The 12,528-nt window shown below is 65.5% G+C and carries 12 protein-coding genes; 8 read left to right on the plus strand and 4 right to left on the minus strand.

All coding sequences use genetic code 11. The annotated features are described in order from the left end of the window. Positions 1-9: 9 nt before the first annotated feature. The 4 genes from hsdR to CYR75_RS04070 form a co-directional block, all read right to left on the minus strand. Entirely contained in the window at positions 10-2,388 is a 2,379-nt protein-coding gene (gene hsdR / locus CYR75_RS04055) for an EcoAI/FtnUII family type I restriction enzme subunit R (RefSeq protein ID WP_192876681.1), read from the minus strand. Between the two features lie 157 nt (positions 2,389-2,545). Continuing rightward, positions 2,546-2,941, minus strand: a complete 396-nt coding sequence (locus tag CYR75_RS04060; protein ID WP_101498952.1) for a hypothetical protein — start codon at positions 2,939-2,941, stop codon at positions 2,546-2,548. Continuing rightward, a complete protein-coding gene (locus CYR75_RS04065) occupies positions 2,938-4,263 on the minus strand; it encodes a recombinase family protein (RefSeq protein ID WP_101498953.1) in 1,326 nt (441 codons plus the stop codon). Before CYR75_RS04065 ends, CYR75_RS04060 begins: the two co-directional genes overlap by 4 nt. Next, complete coding sequence (locus CYR75_RS04070; RefSeq protein WP_101498954.1) at positions 4,260-4,715, minus strand: DUF2924 domain-containing protein; 456 nt, start codon at positions 4,713-4,715, stop codon at positions 4,260-4,262. The genes CYR75_RS04065 and CYR75_RS04070 overlap by 4 nt, the downstream gene beginning before the upstream one ends. Before the next feature lie 393 nt (positions 4,716-5,108). Between CYR75_RS04070 and CYR75_RS04080 the strand changes: the two genes are divergently transcribed. From CYR75_RS04080 to CYR75_RS04110, 8 genes are all read left to right on the plus strand, one after another. Continuing rightward, positions 5,109-7,283, plus strand: a complete 2,175-nt coding sequence (locus CYR75_RS04080; protein WP_158644567.1) for a hypothetical protein — start codon at positions 5,109-5,111, stop codon at positions 7,281-7,283. Positions 7,284-7,359: 76 nt separating this feature from the next. Next, positions 7,360-7,605, plus strand: coding sequence for a hypothetical protein (locus tag CYR75_RS15950; protein ID WP_158644568.1), 246 nt, complete (start codon positions 7,360-7,362; stop codon positions 7,603-7,605). Between the two features lie 99 nt (positions 7,606-7,704). Beyond that, positions 7,705-8,427, plus strand: a complete 723-nt coding sequence (locus CYR75_RS04085; RefSeq protein ID WP_101498957.1) for an RNA polymerase sigma factor — start codon at positions 7,705-7,707, stop codon at positions 8,425-8,427. Positions 8,428-8,511: 84 nt separating this feature from the next. Continuing rightward, positions 8,512-8,706 carry a hypothetical protein gene (locus CYR75_RS04090; RefSeq protein ID WP_018303655.1) on the plus strand — a complete coding sequence of 65 codons (195 nt, stop codon included), beginning with the start codon at positions 8,512-8,514 and terminating at the stop codon, positions 8,704-8,706. 38 nt (positions 8,707-8,744) lie between these two features. After that, on the plus strand, positions 8,745-9,041 hold the full coding sequence (locus CYR75_RS04095; protein WP_101498958.1) for a hypothetical protein: 297 nt from the start codon (positions 8,745-8,747) through the stop codon (positions 9,039-9,041). After that, positions 9,041-9,916, plus strand: a complete 876-nt coding sequence (locus CYR75_RS04100) for an ATP-binding protein (protein ID WP_101498959.1) — start codon at positions 9,041-9,043, stop codon at positions 9,914-9,916. The genes CYR75_RS04095 and CYR75_RS04100 overlap by 1 nt, the downstream gene beginning before the upstream one ends. A gap of 101 nt (positions 9,917-10,017) precedes the next feature. Next, positions 10,018-10,641 carry a hypothetical protein gene (locus tag CYR75_RS04105; protein ID WP_101498960.1) on the plus strand — a complete coding sequence of 208 codons (624 nt, stop codon included), beginning with the start codon at positions 10,018-10,020 and terminating at the stop codon, positions 10,639-10,641. Positions 10,642-10,655: 14 nt separating this feature from the next. After that, positions 10,656-12,344 carry a DEAD/DEAH box helicase gene (locus CYR75_RS04110; RefSeq protein ID WP_101498961.1) on the plus strand — a complete coding sequence of 563 codons (1,689 nt, stop codon included), beginning with the start codon at positions 10,656-10,658 and terminating at the stop codon, positions 12,342-12,344. Positions 12,345-12,528 lie beyond the last annotated feature (184 nt).

The raw sequence follows: 12,528 nt of genomic DNA on the forward strand, positions 1-12,528 counted from the left end.
TCCTTCAATTCAAGCGGTGTAGAGCAGACGCTGCAGCTCGGTGACGGCGCTGCGCAGCTCCTTGCCCCCGCCGAAGCGGGCGGCGATTTCGATGACGTTGCCCCACTCGTTGAACGGGGGCACTTCCAGGATGTCGGGTAGCTTGAACTGGGCACTGCCATGTTCGGCATACTTTTCAAGCACGGCATCCAAGACCTCGCGGGCATCCGGCCCGAAGCGGTCCAGAAACTCGTCCTGCTCTCTCAGCAGACGGTCAGCGCGCTCGCGCCGGGTTCGCAGCGGCGCGTTATATGCCAGATGGCAAAGGAGATCGAACGGATCGGCCTCCGGCTTTCCGACTGCATCAGCCAAGGAGTCTAGGTCGATGCCCTTCTCCTCGAGCCGCTCGACGATTTCCGCCCGGCGTTCGGGGTCAAGCCAGTCCGTGCGCAGTTCCGACGCATTGGGATAGAGCGTGCGAACCTTGTCGCCGGTGTAATCGGTAAGCTGGCGGCAGGCGAGCTGCCGCCCATCGGAATCGAGTTCGTACACGAGGTGCCGGACAATCGCTACCTCGCCGCCGTCGACATAGAACTTGCGGGGCCCGTTCTCGCCCTCGTCCCCCAACTCGACGGGTCCATCCGGGATATCGGGCCCTTCAGGAAGATCGTCCGGATCCGGCGCCACGTCTTCGATCTCGCGCTCTTCCACGATGTCGCCGTCGGCATTGATGACCGCTTCGTCCTCGCGGACGGGATCGCCGTCAAAGGCGGGATCGGCGAACATGCGCGTCGCGGTTCCAGTGTAGTCGATGATGTTGAAGGCGAGCTTGCCGTAGTCGGGCCTGAGGCGGGTGCCCCGTCCGATGATCTGCTTGAACTCGGGCATCGAGCCCACGACCCGCGCGAGCACGACATTCTTGCAGGTCGGGGCGTCCACTCCGGTCGTGAGAAGCTGCGACGTGGTGAGAATGACCGGCGTCTGGGTCTCGACATCCTGAAACTTCGCCCTGTGCGCGCTTCCCACATCGCCTTCGTCGGACGTCACACGGCAGACGTAGTCGGGATGGTCCTTCACGAGATCGGTGTTCAGGGCGGCGAGCGCCTGCCGCATCTCGAGCGCGTGTTCCTGGTCGACGCAGAAGACGATGGTCTTGGCGAAGCGGTCGGTCTCGGCCATAAAGCCCGCCAGATGTCTCGCAATGGCCTGCGTTCGTGCACGCAGCGCCACGACCCGCTCGAAGTCCCGCGTCGAGTATTCGGCGTCGGGGATCTCGCGACCATAGCGATCAAGTTCACCCCGCGTTGGACGCCAGCCGGCAGCGTCGTAGTCCGATATGACGCGATGGACGCGATACGGGGCCAGGAAGCCGTCAGCGATGCCCTGCGCGAGGCTGTACTCATAGAGCGGATCGCCGAAATAGTTGTAGGTGTCGACGTTGTCCTCTCGCCGCGGCGTCGCTGTCATCCCGATCTGGGTTGCGGGCTCGAACCACTCGAGAATTTCCCGCCAGTTGCTGTCGTCGCGCGCACTGCCGCGATGGCATTCGTCAATGATGATGAGATCGAAGAAGTCGCGCGCATACTCTCGGTAGAGGCCTGGACGGTTCTCGTCACGCGCGATGGACTGGTAGATCGCGAAATACATGTCGCGGCTCTTGACCGCCACGCCGCCAGCTATCTTGTGACGGGCGTCGCCAAACGGGCTGAAATCCTTTGCCATCGGATCGTCGACCAGGACGTTGCGATCAGCGAGAAACAGGATCTTCGGGTTCCGGTTCACCCCTTTGGAATTCCAGCGTGCCGACCACAGCTTCCAGCAGATCTGGAAGGCGACGGCAGTCTTGCCCGCTCCGGTGCACAGTGTGAGCAATGCCCGCTTCCTGCCCTGAAGCGCCGCCTGTACGGCGCGGTTCACGGCGATCTCCTGATAGTAGCGAAGCGGTTTGGCTCGGTCTGGAAAGGTGGGCGTCAGCAGCCGTTCGGCCACCTGGTCGTCGACAATGCCCTCGGCACGGCGGAGCCGAGCCCAGAGGTCATCAGGCGCTGGGAAATCAGCAATGGTTCGCTCGATGCCGGTCGTGTAGTCGAACTCGACGATCTCGATCCCGTTGGTCGAATACGCGAATTGAAGACCAAGTATTTCGGCATATTCCTTGGCTTGTTGGAGCCCCTCCGCGGCGTGCCGGTAGCGGGATTTGGCCTCAACGACGGCGATCGGGAAATCCGGATTATATCGGAGAAGATAGTCTGAACGCTTCTGTTTTCCGCGGCGAGCCTTGCCACCGACAAACACGACCCGGCCGTCGGTGAAAGTCCTCTGCTCGTTTATCGCGTGCGGGCGATCATCCCAGCCTGCTTCCTGCAGTTTCGGGACGACGAACTTTCTGCAGGTATCGGCTTCGTTCATGCGCAATCTACTTCGCCCGGTTTCGACATGCCATCGCGCAGCAAACGGCTTGTCAAAGAACTCGGCTCAGATCAACGCGCAATTCTTTGGTTTGGCAGCTCTTTCGCCTGACAACGGCTCGGAGAAGCTACAGCGTGGCCGACTGATGCCGCAAGCCTTATTCCGTCCCTGGCAGCAAGGACTCGCGCTGCCTCGACCAGTCATCAGGGATCTGCACTCGCAGCGACTGAAGCGTCAGGCCCGGTGGATGCCGTGCGTCGAGTATCGCCTCGACGAGATCGGGTGCAAGCTGCGTCAGCCGAAGCACGCGCGTGAGGTAGGAGACAGCGATGCCTTCCTGTGCGGCGAGGTCGGCTACCGTGGCAAAGTCACCGTTGTCGAGCATGCTTTTCCAGCGGAACGCGCGCGCAAGCGCCTTGATGAGCGTATCGTCCGGCCTCCCGCGCGCTTGGGTGTCTGAGGGTCGCTGCATCTCCTTGCGCCCGCCGCGCTTCACGATGCGGAATGGCACGTGGATTGTCACCGTCTCGGGGACCGCCGTCGCGCGGGTCATGCCGCTGCTCCGATGCTGCCGGATAGCATCTCGCGCGCGAGCCCTCCGAGGCCATCCATCCGGAGCCGGACGTTTAACCCGCCTGTGCCGATGTCGACACGCTCGACCAGCAATGTCACGATGCGTGCCTGCTCGGCAGGGAAGAGTTCGTCCCACAGCGGGTCGAGCTGCTGCAATGCCGCGCGGGCGTCGGCCTCGGAGACGCCGTCGGCGTGGGCACGTGCCGCCTTCCAAGTCCCCGCAACAATCTCTGGCTGTCGGAACACGACACGGAGTTGGTCGATGACCGCGGCCTCGATCTCCCCCGCCGGCACGCGACCGACCGGGCATGATCCGGCCCCGTGCTTCAGGACGGTCTGGCTGACGTAGTAGCGGTAAAGCCTGTCGCCCTTGCGGGTGTGCGTTGGCGAGAAGGCCGCGCCATCGGGCCCGAACAGCAGCCCCTTCAGCAGCGCGGGTGTGTCGGCGCGAGTTCGGGCAGCGCGCTTGCGGGGGCTTTCGTGCAGAATGGCGTGGACGCGGTCCCACGTCTCGCGGTCGATGATGGCGTCATGCTCGCCGGGATAGCTCTCGCCCTTGTGCACCGCCTCGCCGATGTAGGCGCGGTTGCTGAGCATGCGGTAGATGTATTTCTTGTCGATCCGGTTGCCGCGCTGCGTCCGGATGCCGAGAGTGCCGACCTCCCGCGCAAGCTCCGTGGCGGAGCCGATCTCGACGAACCGGGCGAAGATCCAGCGGACGTGGTCGGCGCGCTCGTCGTCGATGACCAGCTTGCGGTTCTCGACGCGATAGCCGTAGGGCGGCACCCCGCCCATCCACATCCCCTTCTTGCGAGAGGCCGCGACCTTGTCGCGGATGCGCTCGGCGGTAACCTCGCGCTCGAACTGGGCGAACGAGAGCAGGATGTTTAGCGTCAGCCTGCCCATGGAGGTGGTCGTGTTGAAGGACTGCGTCACGGAGACGAATGTCACGCCGTTCCGGTCGAACACCTCGACCAGCTTGGCGAAATCCGCCAGCGAGCGGCTGAGCCGGTCGATCTTGTAGACGACGACCACGTCGACGAGCCCGTCCTCGATATCCTCCAGCAGCCGCTTCAATCCGGGGCGCTCCAGCGTCCCGCCCGAGATGCCGCCATCGTCATACTGATCGCGGACCAGCACCCAGCCCTCGGAGCGCTGGCTGGCGATGTACGCCTCGCAGGCCTCCCTCTGGGCATGGAGGCTGTTGAATTCCTGCTCCAGCCCTTCTTCGGAGGATTTCCGGGTGTAGACCGCACAGCGCAGCTTGCGGACGACCCTCGATTTTTCGGGCGCCTTCGTCATGTCCGCCCCCTGTGGTTCTTGAGCCCGAAGAAGACCCAGCCGTTCCAGCGCGTGCCGGTGATCGCGCGGGCGATCGCGGACAGCGACTTGTACGGCCGCCCCTGCCATTCGAAGCCGTCGGCAGTGACAGTGACGATCTGCTCGACACCCTGCCATTCGCGCAACAGCCGCGTGCCGGTGATCGGGCGGTCACGGTCGAGGCGGACACTGCGCTTGGATCGGTCGCCGCCGTCCAGTTCCTCGCCCAGCCGTTCCAGACGCCGTATCGTTTCGGGCTTCAGCCCGCCATAGGCGAGTTCCTGGATGCGGTAGGCCAGGCGGGACTCGAGGTAGCGGCGGTTGAAGGGCGGCGGCTCGCTGTCGAACAGGTCGCGCCACTGTTGCTTCAGGTCGGGCGTCGGCGTGGTCTTGAGCGCGGCCAGGCGCGCGGGGATGGGATCGGGCTTGTTCATGCATTTCTCCGGTGCGTTGGAGTTGCATGACGGCATTGGTCGGGCGGATAGTGTAGGCAACGTTCTCCAGTATCGTCAGATACTTCGCGGGCCTCCCGCATCCGCAACCGAACCAGCCCGAGCGCCAGCAGGCCGCACAGCTCGGCGCGGCGCTCGGCGGGCGTCATCTGGTCGGGAGGGAGCGGGTTCGGGCGTTTCATGTCTCGGTGGCCATGTTCGGTGGTACTTACCGATCAAAAGCCACTCGGCAGTCAGGAACGGGACATCACCCCATGAACGATCATGTTGGGCGCTCCTGCCGCTTCAGGTTGCGCTTCGGTCTTGTTTTGTTCGATTGAATCGTCAGACTGGCGTTCCGCAAAGTGTAGTGAGGGCAGCAAGTAGGAGGGCCAGGTGGCAAGGGCATTGTTTCGCGGGGCGCCGGAGCTTTCGCGCCTGTTTATTGAATCTCCAATCCAGTTGATCAGCGAATTTCTTTCGCATTCGCAGTTTTCGGTATTCCTAAGCGATGCAATGGCCGCTGTGCCCGCCCATGCTGAAGATCAAGTCCGTACCGAAAGCATGGCGGAAGCTCTGAAGGCTCTGAAGAGCGACAGAATTAACCTGATCGAGATCGAGGCCCGTCGCGTCATGCTGATGACCGACAAGACGCCTGATGCGATGCTGCGTCGGCTTGCCGAAGACCCGCGGTTCGCTGCGAAGGAAGGGTTGAAGGGGCAGCGCGACGCGGTCGCCAGAAGCCTTTGGGCTTACCTCCATGCCATAGCACTGTTCGAAGCCGCTGAGCGTGCGATGCAGGTGCGGGTCTACCGCGAGCACGGAACGCTATACGAGGCGTGGTCAATCGATGCCTCGATTCCCCTCGCCGCCGCGGGGGTCGACCATAATGCGCTCTCTATGGAAATCGCCGAGCGCCTGCAGCATGACGATGGCTGCAAAGTGGAGGCTGTCGACCTACCCGCCGAAAACGGTGAGAGTCAGGATGTCTTGCTGGCTGTCACCTTCTTCGGCGCCTATGCAAGCCAGAAAACTGTCCAGCCCGACAAGTCGACGAAGCTGCTCTATTTCCGCCCACCTGATGAAATGCTGCTGGTCTATTCACATGCCCGGCGACGGATCGAGGTGTGTTCGCGCGACAGGGTGGAACGCAAGATCGTCGCCAATCTGTTCGCCGCGGATACTCTGAAGCACGACATTTCGAACAAGCCCCTGACCCAGAAGACTTACAACCTCTCTCGCTTCCGAAACTCGCTCAAGCTGCCGATACCCGATGAAGAAGCACATCGGGTCAAGAAGGCGGGCGTCATTGAAGTTCAGGTCGCGCTGGGCGACTGGTCTCGGAAGGTGACCCTCAGTGTCGCGCCGGAGGACGACATCGACGCGATTGCGAGGAGCGTCTTCGGGGCGATCATCCCGAAAGCGGGCGGCGGCTATGTCACGAAGGTCCGCTTCCGGATCGAGCATGTGGACGGGCGCGGGCGAAAGGGTGTCCTTCAGTTCGACGTCTTCGGAAGGAACAAGTCGAACATCCAGAGCGAACGGGATCCCGCCAAGCGAGAGCTGGGCTACGATCTCCTCGAAGCCTGGGGAGTACTGGAACGCATCGGCGACCTTTCGAAGCCGCAGCGCAAGGAGAAGCTTCCGCAGCTGTTGACGCTCTACGACCTCGCGTCCGAGAAGGCGTCCGGCCAGAACCTCGATGAACTTGGTGTCGCGGCCGACGAGTTGACCGGCGCCGGTTTCCTGACACGCAAGGGATGGTCGGATGTCATCCTGTTCGAGGACGATGAGCTTGGCGAAGTCGTTCACAACGTCGAGCGCGACGGCACGAGCGACGAGGCCACGCTGACACTGGTCGAAGGCGGAACGGGGTCGACGGTCCCGGCAGAGGATGTCTCCGAGTACGAGATCCGTTTCGATTACCTGCGAGACGCGCTGCGCGACTTGCTCAAGCCGATGGGCCTGAAAGGTCGCGTGCGCGAACTCGCCGATCATCTCCATCAGTTGGGTGTCGCAACCATCGGTCTGGCCGAAGCGCCGATCTACCTCGCTCGGGCGGCATCGGTCGACAAAGTGCTCGAGGCGTCCGACCGCCTCGTCCGGGGTGAAGGCAACCGCATTCGCGGGATCGTCTTCGTGCCGCAGGACGTTCGGTTTCCCTATTTCGGTTGCCATGTCGTCCTGAGCCTCAGGGATCACGTCGATGCCGATACCGGCATGATCGACGCGGATGCGGTCCGTTCCTCTTATGAGGCTGCGATCGATCCGGCTGCGCGGGGTGCCGCTGTACACTTCCGCAGGCAAGACGATGGTGCCGCTCAGATCACCGTGCCCGGTCAGGATCCGTGGATCGTCACCGGCGCGAAAAAAGTGAAGCTGTTCGAGCGTCTCTACATCGCGCACCGTGATCGGGAAGGCGACGTGAAGCTCGCTGTGCTGAAGAATTACGCCGGGTTTTCCCAGCTCCCTCAGTTGTTTGGCGATGAATGGGGTGAGGTGAACAACCGGTACCTGTATTCGCCCCGGCATGGCCACTGGGCCCTGTGCGAGGAACCCATCTCCGTTTGATCTCCCTTTGGGGGGTCTGACCATCTCCGATTCGGGCCGTCACTAGGGGTGCTCACTCAGTCAGAGGAGCACCCCGATGCCGACTCCCTTCCCCTCGCGCCAGGCAGCCCAGACGAGCTGGACCGGCGCCGCGAAGACCAAGCCCACCACCCTCAACTCGGAATGGCGCTGCACGCGCTGTGACAAGCTGCTCGGCGTCTGCCAGGACTGCCGCATGCACCTGCGCTTCGCGCGGGGGCACGAGTATCTCGTGGGCTTCCCGGTGCAGGCCACCTGCCGCGGCTGCGGCACGCTGAACCACGCGACCGCGCCCGCGCGCTGACGCGCGCATTCACCCAACCCCCTGAAATCGCAGAGACGCGCGACGTCCTGACCTGGCCACGAGAAGGCGCCGGACGCCTGGCCGCAAGGCAGGCGTCCGATGTCTATCGCGTGGCACGAGATCCGTGATCACCTCATGCATTCTTCTTCCAACCTTCACTTCCAGCGCAGTTTCGACGCCGTCCGGCGTGAACAGGCCGCCCTCGCGCCGTTCCGGGATCCGGCGGCCCTGCTGGACGGGCTGCATCGCAAGACCGGCGATCCGGCCCGGAAGAACGTGATCCTCTCCGCGCTCGTCAGGGCGGCGCAGGGCGACGGCCTCGTGTCCGACTGCGCGCTGACTATGCTATTGCTGGCGCTCTGGCCCGGCCTCGACGCCATCCGGCGCCGGTCGATCTGGCGCCGGCTCGGCACCGCCGACGAGGTCGCGTCCGACGTTCTGGCGCGCACCACCGAGGCAGTCCGCAGCCTCGACCTCGGGCGCGTCAACTGGATCGCGGCCACGGTGCTGCGCAACGTGGAGCGCGACATGATCCGCGCCCGCCAGCGCGACCAGGCGCGCGAACATCTCGCCGACGGCGCCGACCCCGACGAGGTGGCGGACAGCGGTGACAGCGGGATCGGCGCGGCCGGGTACGCACGGCTGAACGGCACCGTGCGGAAGTTGCTCGGCGATGACGCCCTGCTGGTGATCCGCGTGGCGATCGAGGGTTTCTCGCAAGCCGAGGTCGCCGTGGAACTGGGCCTGACCGAGGCCGCCGCCCGCAAGCGCTACCAGCGCGCCATGCGCCGGCTGCACGACGCCCTCGAGGAAATCCCCTGAACCGATGTCCCGATCCGGTCCCGCCGGTGGCTTTTCCCATTCGAGCGCCCCGAGCGCCTTCCCTCCAACCGAAAGCAGACACGCATGAACCGCACTGCCGATCTGTCGCTCGAGGATTTCAGGCGTCTTCCGGGGCTCTATCGCCGCTGGGAGCTGACCGAGGTCTGCGAGCCCAACCGTAACTATCAGATCGAGGACGCCGGCGCCCATGCCGACGGGACGCCGCTCTTGGCGATCTACGTCGCCGAGCCCGCGCCCGACGTCCGCGAGGCCGCGTGATGCGCCTCCTCGATCACATCATCCCACGGAGAACCGCCATGCCGGACCAGCCGGACGACATCACCCGTCTTCGCAAGGCGAGTTACGCCCTTGAAGACCTCCCCGAAACCATCGTCTTCCCCCAGCGCCCCAGCGACGAGCCCCGCGAGCCGCTGCCGGTCGTCGAGGCCACCGTCGACGAGATCGCCTTCGCGATCGTGGAGGCGGAGCGCGAGAGCTCGGCCGCCTACCGACGCGCCGACGCGCTGAAGCGGCTCTACAAGCTCGCCCGCGAGGCGGGGTGCATCGGCGCAGATCGCGCCGCCACGGCGGTGATGAAGAAGGAGGGCCAGTGATGGCCCTTCCCATCATCGGTGCCGACGAACGGCTCGCGCAACGCAAGGGCATCAAGGGCGTCATCTTCGGCCGGTCCGGCATCGGCAAGACCAGCCTGCTTTGGACGCTGAACGCCTCGACCACGCTCTTCCTCGACCTCGAGGCCGGGGATCTGGCGGTCGAGGGGCTGGAGATCGACACGCTCCGGCCGCGCACCTGGAAGGAATGCCGCGACTTCGCGGTGTTCATCGGCGGGCCGAACCCGGCGCTGCGCGAGGACCAGCCCTACAGCCAGGCGCATTTCGACGAGGTCTGCGGGCGCTACGGCGACCCGGCCGTGATCGGCAAATACGAGACCGTCTTCATCGATTCGATCACCGTGGCCGGGCGGCTCTGTTTCCAGTGGTGCCGCGGCCAGCCCGAGGCATTCTCCGAGAAAACCGGCAAGCCCGACATCCGTGGCGCCTACGGTCTGCATGGCCGCGAGATGATCGGCTGGTTGACCCACCTGCAGCACACGCGCGGCAAGCATGTCTGGTTCGTGGGCATCCTCGACGAGCGGCTCGACGACTTCAATCGCAAGGTCTTCCAGCCGCAGATCGACGGCTCGAAGACCGGGCTCGAACTGCCCGGGATCGTCGACCAGGTCATCACCATGGCCGACATCCCGGACCCGGGCGGCCAGCCGCAGCGCGCCTTCGTCTGCCAGACGCTGAACCCCTGGGGCTATCCGGCCAAGGACCGCTCCGGTCGCCTCGACAGGGTCGAGCCGCCGCATCTCGGCCGGCTGATGGAGAAGATCCAGCGCCCCGCGGCGCCAGCCTCCGAACGCCTGACCTGGCCGCCGGTGACCCCGGCCGATCCCGCGCCCGCGCAGGAGTCTGGCCATGGCTGAGCGCATCTCGCCATGCCCCGTGTCCCGATCCGGTCGCCGGGGTGGCTTTTCTCCTCTGACGCCGCTGCGCGTCCCATCCTCAACCTGAAAGGAGCCGCGCAATGTCCGGACCCTGGAACGACTTCAACTCCGCTCAATCCAACACCAACGTCATCCCGAAAGGCACGCTCGCCAAGGTGCGGCTCACCCTGCGCCCGGGCGGCTTCGACGACCCCTCGCAGGGCTGGACCGGTGGCTGGGCGCGCCGCGCCGCCACAGGCGCCGTCTATCTCGACGCCGAATACACGGTGGTCGAGGGTCCCTATGCCCGGCGCAAGGTCTGGTCGCTGATTGGCCTCTACAGCCCCAAGGGCCCCGACTGGGCGAACATGGGGCGCGGCCTGATCCGCGGCATCCTCAACTCGGCGCGCGGCGTGTCCGACAAGGACAACTCGCCCGAGGCGCAGGCGCGCCGCCGCATCAACGGCTTCGGCGATCTCGACGGGGTCGAGTTCATCGCCCGCATCGACATCGGCACCGACACCAACGGCGAGGACAAGAACGAGATCCGCGCCGCGGTCACGCCCGATCACCGCGACTACGCCGCGCTGATGGGCACGGTCGCGCCTCAGTTCACCGCCGCCCCGGCCCAGGGCCACGCCCCGCAGCAGCCCACCACGGCCACCCAGCCCAGCCAGCCCGCGTCCGCCCCCGGCAACGCCGGTCGGCCGAGCTGGGCGCAGTAAGGGGGAGACCGGCCATGCGCCTGCGCCCCCGCCAGAAGACCTTCGTCGAGCGCAGCGTGGCTGCGCTCGCCTCCCGCGGCAATACGCTGGGTGTGGCGCCCACCGGTGCGGGCAAGACCATCATGCTCTCGGCGGTCACCGGCGAGATGATCGGCGACGGCGCCAAGGCCTGCGTGCTCGCCCATCGCGACGAGCTAACGGCGCAGAACCGCGCCAAGTTCCAGCGCGTGGTGCCGGGCGTCGCCACCTCGGTCATCGACGCCACCGAGAAGTCCTGGGGTGGCCAGGTCGCCTTCGCCATGGTGCCGACGCTGGCGCGCGCCTCTAACCTCGCCGACATGCCGCGCCTTGACCTGCTGGTCGTCGACGAGGCGCACCATGCCGTCGCCGACAGCTACCGCCGCATCATCGACCGGGTGCGCGAGGCCAATCCCGACGCCCGGATCTTCGGGGTCACCGCCACCCCGAACCGGGGCGACAGGAAGGGTCTGCGCGAGGTCTTCGACAATGTCGCCGATCAGGTGCGGCTGGGCGAGCTGATCGCCTCGGGGCACCTAGTGCCGCCACGCACCTTCGTCATCGACGTGGGCGTCCAGGACGAGCTGCGCTCGGTCCGCAAGACCATGTCTGATTTCGACATGGCGGAGGTGGCGGGCATCATGGACCGCGCCCCCGTCACCGACGAGGTGATCCGGCACTGGAAGGAGAAGGCTGGCGACCGGCAGACCGTGGTGTTCTGCTCGACCGTCGCGCATGCCGAACACGTTACCGACGCCTTCAGGGCGGCGGGCGTTTCCGCCGCGCTGATCCACGGCGATCTGGCGGCCGAGACCCGCAAGGCGATCCTCGCCGACTACGCGTCGGGCGGCATCCGCGTTGTGGTCAACGTGGCGGTTCTGACCGAGGGCTGGGATCACCCGCCCACCTCCTGCGTCGTGCTGCTGCGCCCCAGCTCCTACAAGTCCACCATGATCCAGATGGTCGGCCGCGGCCTGCGCACCGTCGACCCCGAGGAACACCCCGGCATCGTCAAGACCGACTGCGTCGTGCTGGATTTCGGCACCTCCAGCCTGATCCACGGCACGCTGGAACAGGATGTCGATCTCGACGGCAAGACCGAGACCGGCGCGGCGCCGACAAAGGCCTGTCCTGCCTGCGAGGCGGAGATCCCGCTGGCCGCCACCGAATGCCCGCTCTGTGGCGAGGCGTTCCCGCGCGAGGATCTGGATGCGGGCGAAGGCGGCGAAGCTGCGCCGCTGTCGGGCTTCATGATGACCGAGATCGACCTGCTGAAGCGGTCCAGCTTCGCGTGGGTCGACCTCTACGGCACGGACGACGCGTTGATGGCCACGGGCTTCGCGGCCTGGGGCGGCATCTTCTGGCTGGACGGGGTTTGGTACGCCATCGGCGGGGCGAAGGGCGAACGCCCCCACCTGTTGGGTGTCGGCGAGCGCACGGTCTGCCTCGCGCAGGCAGACGACTGGCTGAACACCCACGAGACCGACGAGAGCGCCTTCAAGACCCGGTCCTGGCTGCGCCAGCCGCCGACCGAGAAGCAGCTGCAGTACCTGCCGCCCGAGTGCCGGCATGACTTCGGCCTGACGCGCTACCGCGCCTCGGCGCTGATGACCTTCGGCTTCAACAAGCGCGCTATCCGCCAGTTGATCGACAACTCGGCCAGCCCCGAACGGAGGGCGGCATGATCCATGACCTCCTCCACCCCCATCACGGCCGAGGACCGGCGGCGGCTCTGGCATCCGCGTGGAAGGCTCTGTGCTGTCTGCCGGCAACCCACCCGTGGTTTTGGCTGGTTCGATCCGCACCGAATGAGGCGGCCCCGGCCATCGGTCTGGTTCTGCTCGATGCCCTGCCAGTCCTTCTGGACGC

Origin of the sequence: Paracoccus jeotgali (assembly GCF_002865605.1) — a bacterium.
GTDB lineage: Bacteria > Pseudomonadota > Alphaproteobacteria > Rhodobacterales > Rhodobacteraceae > Paracoccus > Paracoccus jeotgali.